The sequence below is a fragment of the Propioniciclava tarda genome, assembly GCF_900182665.1.
In the GTDB taxonomy this organism is placed as follows: domain Bacteria; phylum Actinomycetota; class Actinomycetes; order Propionibacteriales; family Propionibacteriaceae; genus Propioniciclava; species Propioniciclava tarda.
Genome location: NZ_FXTL01000001.1, coordinates 240980 through 256824, shown reverse-complemented (window position 1 = coordinate 256824; position 15845 = coordinate 240980). Strand labels below are relative to the sequence as shown.

The 15845-nt window shown below is 69.8% G+C and carries 17 protein-coding genes; 11 read left to right on the top strand and 6 right to left on the bottom strand.

Features of this window, described 5'->3' with window-relative positions; genetic code table 11:
• The first annotated feature begins 96 nt into the window (after positions 1-96).
• Positions 97-759, top strand: a complete 663-nt coding sequence (locus FN821_RS01210) for a LuxR C-terminal-related transcriptional regulator (RefSeq protein ID WP_131170724.1) — start codon at positions 97-99, stop codon at positions 757-759.
• 236 nt (positions 760-995) lie between these two features.
• Here the strand turns inward: FN821_RS01210 and FN821_RS01205 are convergent, their stop codons facing one another.
• Positions 996-2759, bottom strand: a complete 1764-nt coding sequence (locus FN821_RS01205; RefSeq protein ID WP_131170723.1) for a sensor histidine kinase — start codon at positions 2757-2759, stop codon at positions 996-998.
• Positions 2760-3353: 594 nt separating this feature from the next.
• Between FN821_RS01205 and FN821_RS01200 the strand changes: the two genes are divergently transcribed.
• Complete coding sequence (locus FN821_RS01200; protein WP_131170722.1) at positions 3354-3767, top strand: hypothetical protein; 414 nt, start codon at positions 3354-3356, stop codon at positions 3765-3767.
• 32 nt (positions 3768-3799) lie between these two features.
• On the opposite strand, the gene FN821_RS01195 is transcribed toward FN821_RS01200, so the two are convergent.
• Together FN821_RS01195 and FN821_RS01190 are read right to left on the bottom strand one after the other, a co-directional pair.
• Positions 3800-4603, bottom strand: a complete 804-nt coding sequence (locus tag FN821_RS01195; RefSeq protein ID WP_131170721.1) for an SDR family NAD(P)-dependent oxidoreductase — start codon at positions 4601-4603, stop codon at positions 3800-3802.
• A gap of 30 nt (positions 4604-4633) precedes the next feature.
• A complete protein-coding gene (locus tag FN821_RS01190; RefSeq protein WP_131170720.1) occupies positions 4634-5062 on the bottom strand; it encodes a GNAT family N-acetyltransferase in 429 nt (142 codons plus the stop codon).
• A gap of 110 nt (positions 5063-5172) precedes the next feature.
• On the opposite strand from FN821_RS01190, the gene FN821_RS01185 reads away from it, so the two are divergent.
• Positions 5173-5484, top strand: a complete 312-nt coding sequence (locus FN821_RS01185) for a hypothetical protein (protein WP_131170719.1) — start codon at positions 5173-5175, stop codon at positions 5482-5484.
• Between the two features lie 104 nt (positions 5485-5588).
• Here FN821_RS01185 and FN821_RS01180 read toward each other — a convergent pair whose 3' ends face one another.
• On the bottom strand, positions 5589-6104 hold the full coding sequence (locus tag FN821_RS01180) for a hypothetical protein (protein WP_131170718.1): 516 nt from the start codon (positions 6102-6104) through the stop codon (positions 5589-5591).
• Positions 6105-6226: 122 nt separating this feature from the next.
• On the opposite strand from FN821_RS01180, the gene FN821_RS01175 reads away from it, so the two are divergent.
• The 6 genes from FN821_RS01175 (at position 6227) to FN821_RS01150 (ending at position 11789) form a co-directional block, all read left to right on the top strand.
• Entirely contained in the window at positions 6227-6838 is a 612-nt protein-coding gene (locus FN821_RS01175; RefSeq protein ID WP_131170717.1) for an LON peptidase substrate-binding domain-containing protein, read from the top strand.
• Between the two features lie 138 nt (positions 6839-6976).
• Positions 6977-8041, top strand: coding sequence for a glycosyltransferase family 1 protein (locus tag FN821_RS01170; RefSeq protein ID WP_131170716.1), 1065 nt, complete (start codon positions 6977-6979; stop codon positions 8039-8041).
• Between the two features lie 71 nt (positions 8042-8112).
• A complete protein-coding gene (locus FN821_RS01165) occupies positions 8113-8568 on the top strand; it encodes a YdeI/OmpD-associated family protein (RefSeq protein ID WP_206661938.1) in 456 nt (151 codons plus the stop codon).
• Positions 8569-8642: 74 nt separating this feature from the next.
• Positions 8643-9299 (top strand): hypothetical protein, encoded by a 657-nt coding sequence (locus tag FN821_RS01160; RefSeq protein WP_131170715.1) that lies wholly within the window; start codon positions 8643-8645, stop codon positions 9297-9299.
• Between the two features lie 366 nt (positions 9300-9665).
• Positions 9666-10658: a Gfo/Idh/MocA family protein gene (locus tag FN821_RS01155; protein ID WP_131170714.1), complete on the top strand. Its 993-nt coding sequence runs from the start codon at positions 9666-9668 to the stop codon at positions 10656-10658.
• A gap of 87 nt (positions 10659-10745) precedes the next feature.
• Entirely contained in the window at positions 10746-11789 is a 1044-nt protein-coding gene (locus tag FN821_RS01150) for a glycosyltransferase family 2 protein (protein WP_165489183.1), read from the top strand.
• A 96-nt stretch (positions 11790-11885) separates the two neighbouring features.
• On the opposite strand, the gene FN821_RS01145 is transcribed toward FN821_RS01150, so the two are convergent.
• The gene (locus FN821_RS01145; RefSeq protein WP_131170712.1) at positions 11886-12359 is read right to left on the bottom strand and encodes a YbaK/EbsC family protein; all 474 of its coding nucleotides are present in this window, start codon (positions 12357-12359) and stop codon (positions 11886-11888) included.
• Positions 12360-13308: 949 nt separating this feature from the next.
• Between FN821_RS01145 and FN821_RS01140 the strand changes: the two genes are divergently transcribed.
• Entirely contained in the window at positions 13309-13677 is a 369-nt protein-coding gene (locus tag FN821_RS01140; RefSeq protein WP_131170711.1) for an iron chaperone, read from the top strand.
• A gap of 160 nt (positions 13678-13837) precedes the next feature.
• Entirely contained in the window at positions 13838-14431 is a 594-nt protein-coding gene (locus FN821_RS01135) for a LysE/ArgO family amino acid transporter (protein WP_206661937.1), read from the top strand.
• 118 nt (positions 14432-14549) lie between these two features.
• Here FN821_RS01135 and cax read toward each other — a convergent pair whose 3' ends face one another.
• Positions 14550-15689 carry a calcium/proton exchanger gene (gene cax, locus FN821_RS01130; protein WP_206661936.1) on the bottom strand — a complete coding sequence of 380 codons (1140 nt, stop codon included), beginning with the start codon at positions 15687-15689 and terminating at the stop codon, positions 14550-14552.
• Positions 15690-15845 lie beyond the last annotated feature (156 nt).

The window sequence follows — 15845 nt, the reverse complement described above, 5'->3', positions numbered from 1 at the left end:
GCCAGCTGTGACCCCGCGGTCGTCGAGGTCGGTCCCCACCCACCCGGCGCCATCGTCCGGTAGCGTCTGAGCCAGGCGCTGACGAGGGGGTACGCGGTGGGCACGTTGCGCGTGGTGGTCGTGGATGACTCGGGGATCTTCCGCGAGGGTCTCGTCGCGCTCCTGAACGCGGCCGGCGTCGAGGTCGTCGAAGCGCTGGCGTCCACCGAAGGACTCGGCGCGGCGATCGTGCTGAATCGTCCGGACGCCGTCGTGCTCGACGTCCGCCTGCCGCCGACCTTCACCGACGAGGGGGTCCAGGCCGCGGTCGCGACCCGCAAGCAGAACGCGGGCGTCGGCATCCTGCTGCTGTCGACCTACGCCGAGCCGGCCTGGGTGCGCCGCATCACCGACCGCATTCCCCAGGGCATCGGCTACCTCATCAAGGACCGCGTGGCCGACGTCGAACGGCTCGTCGAGGCCATCGAGATCGTCGCCTCGGGCGGCATTGCGATTGACTCCGCGATCGTGCACGGCGTCGTCAGCGATCAGCGACCGGGCCAGCTGTCCGGGCTGACGGAGCGCGAGATCGAGGTGCTCTCGGGCATCGCCGAGGGCCGCTCCAACGCCGCGATCGCGCGCACGCTCGGCACGTCCGTCCGCACGATCGAGTCGCACGTGGCGTCCATTCTGCGCACGCTCGGCATTCCAGAATCGCCGGACGCCCACCGTCGCGTCCTCGCTGCGCTCGCCTTCGTGCAGGGCCAGCACGCGCTCTGATCGGCCCCACGACACGACCGCCGCCGCGGTGTGCGCCGGCGGGGCCGAGGTTGATACCCCGCTCAGCGAGCGCGCTGGGCCAGGACCTGAACCGTCCGCATCGGGTGGTGGTCTGGGCAGCCAGCGGACGCGAATCGCCCCACAGGCTCGTCCGGGCTCTGCGGGCGACCCGATGCAGGATCTCAGAACGCACATCCGCAACCGGCACGTGCCTCGACCCTTGCGCCGGCCCAGACTCAGACGCGCGGCAGCGTCACCGAGAACACGGTCGGCCCACCGGCGGGGCTCGACAGGTCAAAGCGGCCGCCCAGCGCCCGGACGCGGTCGCGGAGCCCCGCGAGCCCGCCGCCGGGCTCCAGCACGGCACCGCCTGGCCCCGAGTCGTGGACCTCGCCCGTCACGGTGTCCCGGTCCTGTGACAAGACGAGCCTGACGGGCGCCTTGCCGTACTTGTGGGCGTTGGATAGCCCCTCCGACAAGGCGAAATACAGGACGGACGCCTGATCCGGGCCCATGTTGTCGAAGCCCTGTTCGGGCCCCCGGATGTCGAGCACTAGCCCGGGCCACCGATCGGCGAGGCTCTGGGCTCCCCCGACGAGGCCGGACTCGGCGAGCGCCGCCGGGTAGATCCCGCGGGCGACCTGGCGTAGGTCTGCCAAGGCGTCCAGGAGTTGGGTCGTGGCTTGGTCGATGGACGCCGCGACCTGCCCGGAGTCCCCCGCACCGCCGGCGAGCTTGGCCCGCGACAGGGTGGCCGTGGTCGCCAGCAACGACTGCTGAATGCCGTCGTGCAGCATCCGCTCCAGCTCTCGGCGCTGGGCCTCGCCCGCCGCGGTGATGCGCGTCCGGGACGCCGCGAGCTCGGCCACGTAGGCGTCCCGTTCCACCGTCACAGCGGCCGCGTTGAGCGCCATGCCCGCCGCCGACAGTGCCACCCGCCGGCGCACCGGATCGAGCCGATCCAACGGATCCAGGGACGCGACAACAGCTGGACGTCCGTCGGTGGACGCCAGTTCGACGACGTCGCGATCCGGGCCGGTCGGCGGCGTCGACGGCGTCCCGCTGACGTTCATCCACTCGCCGTCGACCCGGAAGAGCAGTTCGACGCTCGGGTCGATCAGTTCGTTGCGGAGCATGTCCTGGAGCGCCAGCGGATCACCGGCCGTCGACAGGACGTGCTCGGTCAGGTGCGCGCTGCGCGCGAAGGAGCGATAGACGGTGAACCCCACGGTGAACACCGACGCCATCATGAACAGCTGGTGGACATCGCCGATGCGGTCCCAGCTGGCGCGCTCGATGCGTCCGGCTCTGAAGAGCAGCCCGCTGATCTCACGGGCCGTGACTCCCCAGGCCAGCACCACAGTTGCCGCGCTCATGAACCGGATCAAGGCCTTCGCAGAGCCGCGGGCTCCGACCCACCGCACCACGCTGATCATGGTGGCGCCGACCCCCATGACGACGCTGCCCCACGCTCCGACACACACCATCACGTCGAAGCCCTCGGGCCAGTCGACGAGGCCGAACCACGCCTCCGACGGTGCGACGCCGTGTCCGATCTGCATCATGGCCGCAGCCAGATGCGGAACGATCGCCCAGATCCAGGCCACCACCATGAACAGGCGGGTCTGGCGGCCTCCGATGCCGCCTTCTGGATAGGTGAGGAACGCCAACGCCAACAGAGGCAACGGCAGCCAGTAGGTGATGAAGGCGACCTCGGCGAAGTAGCCGCTCACCGGCTTCCAGAAGTTCAGCTGGACGAGGTTCGCCGTGGACGCCGCACCCATCAGCAGGTAGCCGGTGGTGCGCTGCTCCGCGATGCGCACCAGGAGAAAGCCCGAGATGGCTAGCACCATCGTGGTCGCCGCCGAGATCAGCCAGAACGGGTCGAACAGCACCGCGACGACGAGCGGGATCGCGATCCCCACGGCGGAGGTGACGATGAGGAGCGCGGTCAGCCAGCCTTTGGACCCCCCGGCGGCCAGGGTCGGCGTGCGCTTCACGGGTGCATTGTGGCGCGTCGGGATCGTGCTGACCCCCCTTTCCACGGACGCCACCCAGCCGGGACGCCTCGCGGCGGCCCCTGGCGCGTCGGTTCACCCTCGCCGCGGCGGGCGACGGGGTGGATCCGTACTGGCACGGATCCTCCGCCGATGTGCTTCTCACTACCGTCTTCGGGGGATGCAGCGGTGGGCCAGAGACGCTGTGTCGCCAGTGTCGGCCGGTGCGTCGCACTGGGAAGCGCAGGGGGGAGCGCTTCCCAGTGACGCAGGCCTGACACGGACCGGTCCGAGGCGCCACTCCCTCCCCGGAACGGTGCGTCTTCCCGGCGCGGGCCAGTACCGCGACACACGCGGACCCACCCCCACGAACGCCTGGGCGTCTGTGCGCGGTGCGTCGGCCGCGATGATCCCCCTGCCGAGATCCCTGACCCCGTCGAAGGGTCGAACGGCCGCCCCTCGGAGAGCTTCGACGAGCTCAGCCAGCGTCCCTCTGCTCGGCCGGACGACCCGCACCCCAAATCGACCCTCCTCCATCGAGCACCGTCCACTTCCCCGGCGCCACCGCGTAACGTGGCCCTCGTCGAGAGGCTGCTCATGGACCCGATTCTGCTGATCCTGCTGTTCGCCGCCGGTGGCCTGGGCTGGTGGTGGTGGCAACGCCGCCAGCCGAAGCCCGTCGAGGACGAGTGGGTGCTGCCGCCGGCCGATCCGGGCGCAGCGAGCGTCCTGACTCGTCCGGTCCGGTCCGTCACCTCGACCCCGCCGGAGAGCCCGGACGCCTCGGCGTCCACGTTGAACCGCGACATGCTGCTCGACCGCAGCCGGATCACCGAACTCAAACCTTGGGACGCCGTGGCCGACAGTTCCCCTGCTGCCCCGCCGCCTAGCGCACCGGCCCCGAGGCCGGCCGCGCCGAAGGCGTCCGGCGAACCACTCACCCGAGACATGCTGGAGCGTCGCGACCGGACCTTCGATCCGCGGAACTGGGACAACTCCCCGGACGCCTAGCCCGAGTCGCGGGCGTCCGAGCCCAAGGGCGACTACCCCAGCAGCTTCTTCATCTGGTCGGCGATCAGCAGGATCGCCCGGCGTGGCGACACGCGCGCGATGGCATCGATCGTGCGGACGTCGGACCCGATGAGCACCCGGAACGTGCCCTTCTCGATCGCCTCGACGATCTGGCGTCCGGCCTCGTCGACCGGCGTGACCTTGGGCGCCTTGCCGCCCGCCTCGGCCATGCCCGGCACCTCCACGCCCGAGTTCTTCGTGATGTCGGTGCCGATGCCGCCAGGGAAGACGACCGTCACGGCGACCTTCGAGCCCTGCAGCTCGGCGTACAGCGTCTCGGTGAGCAGCTTCACCGCCGCCTTGGACGCCCCGTAGGCGCCCTGCCCCGGCACCGGGACCAGCCCACCCATGCTCGACACGTTCACGATGCTGGCCGCCGGACGCAGCTTCAGCGCGGGCAGGAACGCCTTGCAGAAGTAGAGCGTTCCCCAGAAGTTCACGGCCATGACCTTCTCGATCTCTTCGACCGACAGGTCCTCGACGTGGACGAAGCGCTGGATGATCCCGGCGATGTTCAACAGGCCGTCGACGCGTCCGTGGGCGGCGACGACGGCGTCCGGCAAGGCCTCGACGGCGGCCCGGTCCGCGACGCTCAGGACGTGGGTGGTGAGCCGCGCGGCGGTGGTTCCCGCCAGGGCGGCCGTCTCGGCGAGCGCGGGCTCGCTCAGGTCGACCGCGGCAACCCGCGCCCCCTTGCGCAGCAGTTGCAGCGTCACCTCACGGGCGATCCCGTTGCCCGCTCCCGTGACGACGAAGACGTTTCCGGCAATGTGCATGTCCACTCCTTCAGCTGGTCTATTCCGGGTTCAGCACGGACGCCTCAGCGTCACGAGGTGGTGCCCGGGTCGACGCCCGGACTGCTCGAAGCCACAGGCCTCAAAAAACGCGACGGCGTCCTCGGGGCACTCGAGCCACAGGGCGTGGAAGCCGCGCATGGCGGCGTCCTCGGCCAGCGCGGACAACAGGCGGCGTCCGACGCCGTCGCGCCGCCAATCGCCCAGGACGCCGACGAACTCGACGCGGTTCTCGCGGCGTCCGGCGGCCCCCACGAGATCCCGGACGCCGCCGGCGGTGGCGACCATGATCGTGGGCAACGAGTCGGGTGAGTCGGCGAGCAACCGGGCGGCAGCCTGGCGGTCGGGCAGTTCCGCCAGGATGGACTGGGCCAGGTCCTGCATCCGGGGCTCGTCGCCGGCCGCGTGCCGGCGAACCGTGATCTGCTGCGCGACCATCATGGGCGCTCCTTGCTGCGGGCAACGCTGCTCGGGTCTGACCTGCTTCTTCTGCCCAGTATCGAGCACCCGACGCGACAACGCACCCGTGCTTCGTGCCCCACAATGGTCCGATGATGTCGCCCACCGCGTCCCGGCCCGTTGGCGATCCGTCCGAGCTCGGCGGATCGTGGCTGATGGGCGCCGTCTACTCCATGGGCTTCTACATCGCCCTGTCGCTGGTCATGACGCTCGGCGAGGGCTTCGGCGGACTCGTCGGGTGGGCCTGGGTCCTGGTCGTCGTGGCGTGGGCCGTGACCGCGATCCGGCTGGCCATCCCCCGCGCGTCACGCAAGACGGGCATCGGCATGATCGGCTTCGTCGCCGTGATGGCCGTGGTGTTCGCCCTGGTCGGAGCCCTGTTGTCCCTCGTCGTGCGGCACTGAGGCCGTCGGGGAGCACCGACCTCGATCGCTGCGTTTGTCGAAGCCGCCACCTTCAGGGGCTTCGGCAGGCTCAGCCAACGGTTTACCGCCTGGTCAGCTCTTCCTTAGTCGGTCTTCTCCTGATCGGACGCCGCGGGCGCCGGTTCGTCGGTGAGCATGGCCACGAGCTGCTCGGCGGCCGAGGGATGGGTCGCCTTGTAGGCGTCCGCGGCGGCGCGGAGGCGTCCGATCGCGGCGTCCTCGGCGTCCGGATGGCGCGGATCCGACAGGCCCACCAAGACGAGGTGGCGTCCGCCGCGCAACGTGAGTTCGGGCGTCGAGCCGGTCGAGCCGAAGGCGTAGGTCGACTGGCGTCCGACGAACCGGACCTCACTCCACGACCAGGCGCGCGTCCGGACCAGGCCGTGATACCGGCCGCCGTCGGCGTCCCACTCGACGCGGGTGCGCAGCGCGCGCACGACCACGACGGCGAGGAAGGCGATGCAGATCGGTCCGGCGGCGAACATCGCCGCCATCTTGCCGCGGCCGATCGCCCACCACGTGACGACCGCGATCAGCGCGGCCATGACCACGGCCACCCCGGCGATCAGAAAGCGCCTCGGAGACGAAACCACCTGCATGGACGCCCAACCTACTAGTCGCCCGCGGCAACCCAACGAGCGCCCGGGCAAGGGCGGCCCGCGCGGCGATCCAGGGTGGGTACTGGGCGGCGCCCGTTGACAGCACCTGCCATGCTCGGACCATGAGCGCGCTGCCGATCTTCCCGCTGGGATCGGTGCTGCTGCCCGGGATGCCGCTGGCACTGCGGGTCTTCGAGCCGCGCTACCTGGAGCTGATGCGCGACGTCCTGGCCGGTGAGCGCGAGTTCGGCGTGGTCCTGATCGAGCGCGGCCACGAGGTGGGCGGCGGGGACGCCCGCTTCGACCTCGGCACCGTCGCGCAGATCGCCGACCTGCAGCGGGCGGCGTCCTGGCTGCAGGTGCTGGCCCGCGGCACCGACCGCTTCCGCGTGACGCGCTGGCTCCCGGACGATCCCTACCCGCGCGCCGAGGTCGAGCGCCTGCCCAGCCCCGCCTGGTCGGACGCCGATGCGCCGCTGCTGTCCCGCGCGGACAAGGTGGTTCGCAGGGGACTCGCTCGGACGTCCGAGTTCGAGAACACCGACTGGAACCCCGGCGTGCAGCTGCCGGGCGAGGGGACGGCGCTGGCCTGGCGGCTCGCCGGCATCGCGCCGATCGGCCCGCTCGACCACCTGGACCTGCTCTCCAGCGAAACGGCGTCCGAGCTGCTTACCCGCCTCATCGCCCATGTCGAGGCTCTCGAGGAGACCTGGATCGCGTCCCTGGGCGACTGATCCGCGGCGTCAACGCCGGCCATCTGGTGGGTCCCACCAGAAATCCCGGCGAATCCCTCGGGGGCCGGGTGAAGTCCGCGCGATGGGCGTACATTTTCCAACGACACACGAACAGCGAACTCAGCGAGGAGTTTTCAGATGCAGGTCGCAGTCAAGTACGGGGCCCTCACGACCGCCCCCATGATCGGCGCGGACGGCCACGCCACCACCGAGAGCGGGCAGGCCACGATGGCGCGCCGCGTGCTCGAGCTCTACCCCGGATCCGTCGTCGTCGGACGCGAGAGCCAGCGCGTTCCGGAGTTCGACGTCGTCACGCTCGACCAGATCGACCCCGAGAACACCGTCGTCATCAACATGGACGTCCTCGACTCCGTGGGCGTCTTCCAGCGGCTGCACCGCGGGGGCGCCGAGCCCAAGATCATGAACTTCCAGTGGATCAACCCGTCCGCCTACCACCACCCGGTGAACTACGCCGCGATGGGGCTGGCCTACTCGTTCTTCCCGACGTTCTGCTCGGGCGAGCGCGTCGCCGCCGAGGTGCGCGAGGTCGTGTCGCGGTGGGCCATCCCGTCGCTGTCGAACCGCGCGGTGATCGCGTACTCCGAGCTGGGCATCGACGCGTCGCGTCCGGTCAACCACTCCGACCTGTCCGAGCCGATCGTGCTGTACCCCGCCATCACCATGGAGGAGCGCAAGCAGCCCGGCGAGTTCTACAAGATCGTCGCGGCCGTGGCGAAGCGGGTGCCGATCCGGGTCGTGGCGCGCCTCGCCCCGTCCCACCTGACCAGCAGCGCGGCCATGAAGCTGGCCACCGAGCGTTGGTCGACGGTGTCGCCGCTGCGCGCCTCGGCCGACGACTACTGGACCGAGCTTTCGCGCACCACCGCCTTCGTCGCCACCGCGACCGAAGAGGCGTACGGGCTCGAGTACGTCGAGGCCATGCGCGCGGGCGCGATCGGTATCTTGCCGAACCGTCCGTGGGCGCTGCGCCTGGTCCCGGAGGGCTACCCCTACCTCTACGGCAGCAACGCCGAGGCCGAGGCCATGCTCTACGAGGCGGTCACCAACCCGCAGCTCGCGTCCGACAAGGTCGACGAGGCTGTCGGCGGCGGCCACTTCACCTCCTGGATCCGCGAGCACCACGACAAGGCCACCTTCGACCAGGCGCTCAAGTCCAAGATCAACGAATGGTTCGGCGCCTGATCGTCGCCATCGCTTCTTCCCAGCCGGACGCCGACGCGCACGTCGGCGTCCGGCTGGGTTAAGGTCTCGCCATGGCGGCACGGTGGGGCGGGACGGAGGATCGTCCGGCGCTGTTCTTCGACGACGCGTCCGACTTCGACGCCTGGCTGGCCGAGCACTACGCCACCGAGACGGTGCTCTGGATGGGCCTGAACAAGAAGCACGTCGGCCACGGCCTGACCTGGGCGGACGCCGTGCCTGTGGCCTTGCGCTGGGGCTGGATCGACTCGACCTCGCAGCGCCTGGACGATCGCGTCCGCGTGGATCGCCCAGGCCAAGCGCGACGAGACCCGCGGGCGGCGCTTCACCCAGCTGCTGGAGTCGTCCGCCGCCGGGCAGTTGATCCCGCCGCAGCGCTACGGCGACGTGCCGTCGTGGCTGACCCGCGCGGCAGCGGCTGCGGCTGCGGCGTCCGGACGCCCGCAGAGGCCGCCGCAGGGCTGACGACGGCTCAGGTGATTCGTGCCGGGCTCCGAGGTAACGCATAGGTCTTTGACAGGTCGGCGCCCTTACCTAGTGGTCAGACGCCGGCGAACAGCGCTGGCAGCCACAAGGAGAAACGATGTCTTTCACGAAGACGAGTGTCCTGGCAGGCCTCGCCGTCGCCGGGCTCGCCACCGCAGGCGCCGTCGCGCTGGGCACCAATGCGTTCGCCGACCCGACCGCCACGCCGACCGCGGCTCCCACCACGTCCACCACGGCGCAGCCGGGCCAGGACAAGGCCAAGGGCGCCCAGGACGGCACCCAGCGGGGCCCGAAGGGTCAGTCCGCTGACACCGCCGTGACCGGCGACGAGGCGAAGAAGGTCACGGACGCCGTGGTCGCCAAGAACGCCGGCGTCACCATCAGCGAGGTCCGGAAGGATCCCGACGGCTCCTACGACGCCCTCGGCACCAAGGCCGACGGCACCAAGGTCATGTACGACGTGAGCGCCGACCTCGGCACCATCACCGAGAACGCGGGCGGCCAGGGTGGCCCCGGTGGTCACGGTGGCAAGGGGGGCCCGGGTGGGGCGTCCCAGGACACCCCCGTGACCGGGGACGAGGCCACCAAGGTGAAGGACGCCGTGGTCGCCAAGAACGCCGGCGTTACCATCAGCGACGTCCGCAAGGATCCCGACGGCTCCTACGACGCCCTCGGCACCAAGGCCGACGGCACCAAGGTCATGTACGACGTGAGCACCGATCTGCAGACCATCACCGAGGGCGGCCGGCGCTAATCTCAACTCTCCACGCGAACGGCGCCCCTGGCTCTCCCAGGGGCGCCGTTTCGTCTGCCAAACCACCGGTTTCAGCTGCTCAACCACCGTTTCGTCTGGCGGCGCCACCGCGCTGGGTGGAGGGCTGGTGTCACGCCGGCTGAGCTTGCCGAAGCAAGATCGCCAAGGCTTCGACAGGCTCAGCCACCGCCTCGGCGGCTCAACCGACGGAGGAGTCCGGTTGATCATCGTGGAGGTTGGGCGCCGCCTGCGCGCGTCCGAGGCAGGCGCCGCGGACGCCCCGCCTCCGCACCAAAGCCCCCTGGTCACGTCCGCGCGTCCGAAGCGCGCGGTCGCGTAGGTTGGTTCACCACCCGGAGGAGCCCCATGATCACCGTTGCCGCGCTCGGGACCAGCGCCATCACCCGCCGCACCATCGCCGCCGCCCGCGGGGTCGACGGGCTGCGGTTCACCACCGTCGCCAGCCGGGACGCCGCCCGCGCGGCGTCGCTGGCGTCCGAGCTGGGTCTGGACGCGTCGACGTTGGACGCCGTCCTCGCCGATCCGCGCATCGAGGCCGTCTACGTGGCGACGCCGAACGCGGTGCACGCAGGCCAGATCCGAGCCGCGCTGGACGCCGGCAAGCACGTGCTCGTCGAGAAGCCAGCCGTCGAGACGGCGTCCGACTGGGACGAGGCCTGTCAACGGGCGTCCGTGCGGGGAATCGTGCTGCTGGAGAACATGCGGATCGATCGCGATCCGGTGCTCGCTCGGATCGCCGAGCTGCTGCCGACTCTCGGGCCGATTCGGCGGGTGGCGGTGGGGCTGTCGCAGCGCTCGTCGCGCTACGACGACGTGCTCGCCGGACGCCCCGTCAACATCTTCGACCCCGCCCTGGGCGGCGGCGCGCTGGCCGACATCGGGGTCTACGTCGCCCACCTGGTGACCCAGTTGTTCGGGACGCCGACGCGCGTCTCCGCTTGTCTAGTGCCGATCGCCACCGGCGCGGACGGAGCCGGGGCGGCGCTCGCGTCCTACCCGGGACTGGTGGCCGAGCTGTCGTGGTCGAAGGTGAGCTCAGGCGGCGAGGGCGGCATCATCGAAGGCGAGGACGGCACTCTGCGGTTCGACCACGTCACCGAACTGCGCACGCTCACGGTCGAGTACCGCGACGGGCGGCGGCTCGACGAGCGTCCCGAGAAGGAGCCCGACAACATCACCTACTCCCTGCGGCGGTTCGCGTCGTTGGCGGCGTCCGGCGAACTCGCCACGAGCGGGGGCGCGCCTGCGGCGTCCGATCAAGCGCGGACGCGCGCGACGCTCGCGCTGATCGAGCGGATCAGGCGGGCAGCGGAGGAGGAAGGCCCGACGGAATCGTGACGTCGCCGGGACCGTCCGGGCCGCGGGGACGGCGGCGCGGTCGAGGGGTACCGGCGGCGCGCAGCGGAGTCCAGTAGCGTGACGCCCGTGGAGGCTGCTGCGCGACGACCGCTGGTGAGCATCGTCGTGCCCGTGTACAAGGTGGAGGAGTACCTCCCCCGCTGCCTCGACTCGATCGTCAACCAGAGCTACCGGCCGCTCGAGATCATCGTCGTGAACGATGGCTCCCCGGACGGCTGCGGCGACATCATGCGCGACTACGCGTCCCGGGACGAGCGGCTCAAGCTGATCTTCCAAGAGAACGCGGGCCTCGGCGCGGCCCGCAACGTCGGGGTCGCGGCGGCGACGGGCGAGTTCGTCTGCTTCATCGATTCCGACGACTATGTGGCCCCTGACTACGTGTCACGCATGATCCGGCTGACGCGGCGCCGGGGCGCGGACGTGGTGATCTGCAACTTTTTCTTCGAGCTGCCGTCCGGGGTGAAGATTCCGTTCCCGCTGATGACGGCGCACCGCAGCCTCACCGGCGAGCAGGCCGGACGCCGCGCGCTCGACCTGCTGACCATTCCGACTTTTGCGTGGAACAAGCTCTATCGGCGGCAGCTCTTCGTCGACGGGGCGATCGCGTTTCCGTCCATCTACTACGAGGACGTGGCGACGGTCGCGCAGATCCTGGCGCGCGCCGAGCGGGTGGCTGTCACGCACAAGCCGCTGTACTACTACTGCTTCCGGAAGGGCGGGATCACCGGGAACTTCCAGGGAAAGAACGTCCGGGACTACCTGCGCGCGGTCAACATCATCCGGCACTTCATCTGGGACGAGGGCCTGTGGCTGGAGTGGCAGCGTCCCTACCGGGGGTTCCTGAGGCGGGTGGAGACGCAGTTGGTGGTGTCGATCCAATCGCGGCTCGACCTGCCGCTGCGCGATCGGGTGCAGGCGTCCCGGATGGCGTCCCGCGAGATCCGGCGGCTGCGCGCGGCGCCGTCGTCGTCGCCGAAGGGTCCGGATCACGGGCTCGACCTCGACGCCGAGGACGTCTTCCGCGATCTCGTCCCCCGCGGGGATGCGCCTCGGAAGGCCGGTCCCCGGTTGCCGCGGTTCCTGACCCTTGGACGCCGACGCGTCCGCTGAGCAGCGAAGCCCCAACTCACCCCGGGCACACCCTTCGACAGGCTCAGGGAAGGGTGGCTGAGCTCGTCGAAGCCGATGGCTGAGCTCGTCGAAGCCCTAGAGAGAGGGCCGCTGAGAGACGTCCACCCAGCCGACCGCACCGGAGGCGTCCAGAAGTTCGTCGATCGTGAGCCGGACCGCACTGTTGGCGCTGCCGGCCGCCGGATAGACGACGTCGAAGCGGCGTAGCGAGGCGTCCAGGTAGACGGGGACGCCGTCGGCGGCGCCGAACGGGCAGACGCCGCCGGGCGCGTGACCGACGAGAGACTCAACGCGATCCCCGGCGATCATGCGGGGCTTGGCGGCGAACTGGTCCTTGAATCCGCGGTTGTCGACGCGAGCGTCGCCAGCGAAGACGATGAGGATGGGTCCGCCGTCGACCTCGAACGCCAGCGTCTTAGCTATGCGCTCGGGCGGGCAGCCCACGGCCGCCGCGGCCAACTCGACCGTCGCGCTGGAGACGTCGAACTCGACAACGCGATCGGCTAGCCCGTGGGCGGCGAGGTGGGCGCGGGCGGTGGCGAAGGACATGGGTCCCGATCGTAGGTCGTGCGGGCCTTTCGCGGATCCGGGTCCACGTGCTCGCGCCGCACGCGGCGTTGCTGGCCTACCCATGGGTTGAGTTGAGAGCGCCCGTGATCGCGGTTGGTGCGCGGGGTCGCGTCCGGGATCCGAGTGGCGGCGTTGCCGGGAATCGGCCCCCGAGAAGAGCCCTGGCCGAGTAAGTCCTCGATATCGATGCTCCGCCTATTCGCCGCAGCGCCACTGGAATGCTCTTTTCTACGACCGCCCAAACCATTTGACAACGCGGCCGTGGCAGTCCTAGATTCCTCGCATGCGCATTGCGCGCGACGATGAGACCGAAAGGTGGTGGTTCCGATGATGTTGATCCAGTTCACGATCCTGAAGGCTGGGCGCCTCCGCGGTGACCTCAACCTGGTCGCCGTCGCCCCGGCCGCCTAACGGCTGCTCTTCTTCCACTGCTGTATCGACGCTCCGCTCGGGGCATCGATGCTTGTCGTGTGAGGTAAAGACAGCCAGGCCCCTTGGCTCAGGCGCCGACCTTCAGGCACGCACGGTGATGTTCGCCGAGGTGGCCTGCCATGCTCAGAGCAGGCACCCACAGACCTGACGGACTCACCGGCGGTCCGCTGACGGCGATGATCCCCCAAGTCACCTGTCTGCATTGGGACACCCTATTCATCAACGCAGCGTGCTTTTTTCGCGCCCATTTTCGGCGCGCCATTCATCACCCACATCGGCGTGTTTGTCGCGCCCTGGGAATGCCCGCGAAAGGGGGTCATTGTCATGTTTCGAAAGTACTCGGCCCTCGTTCTCGCCTGGGCCTGTCGAGTCGCCGCCGCCTGTGAACGGCACGAGCACGTCCGCCGCTGCGAGTCGCGGCTGGAGGCACAGTCGCTCAACCACCGGTGGCGCTGACGCCTGGCTCCCGTGGGCCGATCCCTGACAGGATCGGCCCATGGGAACCGTGATCGACGACTACATCTCGGGCTTCGAGGGCAGCGCCCACGACAAGCTCGTCGCCATGCGTAACCTGGTCCGCGGTGTCGCTCCAGAGGCGTCCGAGAAGATCGGCTACGGCATCCCGACGTGGGTGCTCAACGGCAACCTGGTCCACATAGCCGGGTTCGCGAGGCATGTCAGCCTGTTCCCGGGCGCCGAGCCTCTCGAAGTGTTCGCCTCCGAGCTGGGCGGCTACAAGACGTCGAAAGGCACGATCCAGTTCCCGCTGGACGCCGACCTGCCCATGGACCTGATCGGACGCATCGTCGAGTTCCGGGCCGCCCAGCAGCGGGCCAAGCAACCGGCGCGGCGTCCGAAGAAGTAGGCGACACCAGTCGTCGGGCATCCGATTCCCGGCGGCCCAGCAACGACGAGAGGCCTGCGGCGTCCGACGATGACGGAGACGCCCGTCGTGGGGCAGGTGCCTGCGAGGACGCCCCACGGACGGGGACGGATCGGGGCGTCCGATGCCGTAGCGTCGCGGCGTGACCATCGCCCTAGCCGGACTCCTGACCGGGCTTTCGCTGATCGTCGCCATCGGCGCGCAGAACGCGTTCGTGCTGCGACAAGGCATTCGGCGCGAGCACGTCGGGGTCGTCGTGGCGATCTGCGCCATCTCGGACGCCGTGCTGATCATCGCCGGGACGCTCGGGATCGGCATGTTGGTGACGACGTTCCCCGTGGTGCTGGACGTCCTCAAGTGGGGTGGCGTCGCCTACCTGCTGTGGTTCGCGTTCACGTCGTTCCGCTCGGCGGCAAGGGCGCAGGGACTGAAGGAGTCGGCGCCGCGGACGGCCGGTTCTGTCGTGGCGACCACCCTGGCCCTCACCTATTTGAATCCCCACGTGTACCTCGACACGGTCGTGATGCTCGGCAACCTCGCCAACCAGTACGGCGCCGACCGGTGGCTGTTCTCGGGCGGAGCGGCGTTCGGGTCGCTGGCCTGGTTCACCGGCCTCGGCTTCGGGGCGCGGGCGCTGGCGGTGCCGCTGGGGCGTCCGTCCGTGTGGCGGGTCATCGACATGGTGATCGGCGTGATCATGGTCGCGATCGCGATTCGGCTGGCCACGTTGTCCTGAGCGTCGGCTCCGGGCCCACGCACATTCCCGACTTCTTCATGGCTGACCAAGCAGAAGTCGGGAATTAGATCGGGACGCTGGCCGGATCGGCAGCCGCCTGGCTGATCCGGGAGGGCGGTCAGCCCCACCAGAAGGACGCCGCGATCAAGGCGTAGAGGCCAAGGAGCGTCGCGCCTTCCATCCAGGTCGACTCGCCGTCGAACGTGATGAACACGGCCAGCAACACCGCCAGAGCGACCGAGACGACCAGCATCGGCGGGAACACCAGCGTCAGGGGCGTCAGGCCGAGCGTCGTCGACAGGATCACGAGCAACGGCGCCAACACCAGCGCGATCTGCAGGGGCGAGTTGATGATGACGCTGAACGCGTACTCAGCCCGGTTCTGCGCGGCCAGCTGGATGCCGACCACGTTCTCGACGGCATTGCCCGCGATGGCGACGATCACCAATCCGGCGAAGGCCTCCGAGATGTGGAACGTCGCCATGGCTGGCTCGAGCGCCCGAACGAACCAGTCCGACACGAAGGCTGCCCCAGCCGCGGATGCGACCAGCATCCCGAGCGCCAGCCACAGCGGCCAGTGCGGACCCTCGGCCTCGGATTCTGCCTCCTCGCGGACGACCGCCTCGTCCGACGAGCCGGGACGCGCGCCGGCGTCCGATGACCGATGACGCCGCAGCGAACCGGGCAGCCCGACGAAGAACAGGACCAGCAGGACAACCGACGTGATCACGCTGAGCGTCGTCTCGTGGCCCTCGGCCGGAGTGTGCATCAGCGCCGTGAGCGACGGCACGAGCATCGCCGCCACCGACAGCACCATGAGAACAGCCGTCTCGCGCGCGCGGTGGCTGTCGAGGCGCTGGACGCCGTGTTTGAGTCCGCCGACGACGAAGGACAGGCCCAGAACGAGCAGGAGATTGGCCAGGATCGACCCGATCAGGGCCGCCTGGACGACCGTCACCAGCCCGGCGCGGAGCGCGAACAAGGCAATGAACAGCTCCGGCAGGTTGCCCAACGCCGACTGCAGGACGCCGGTGGCGCCGGGTCCGAAGCGGTCGCCGAGTTGGTCCACCGACCGCCCCACGACCGACGCCAACAGCGCCACCGCACCCGCCGACAGCACAAACGGGACGACCTGCCCGCTCGGCACGAACGCCGTCACGCCGGCCCCAACCGTTAGAACGAGTGCCCCGATCAGGACGATGAGGTCCGAGCGGCTGAACGGTCCGATCCCGACCGCTGGGGCTGTGGTGTTCGTCACGGGCGTCATCCTGCCACCGCGGACGGCCCCGCGCGTCCTGGCTCCGCGGTGGGGGTGGATCACCTCCGCGCCCCTTACTGGGTGCTCGACGTCCCGGTCTTCCGCGACGCTGAGCACCCAGTTGAGCCGTCGGACGACCCGTGCGCGGTGGTGAAC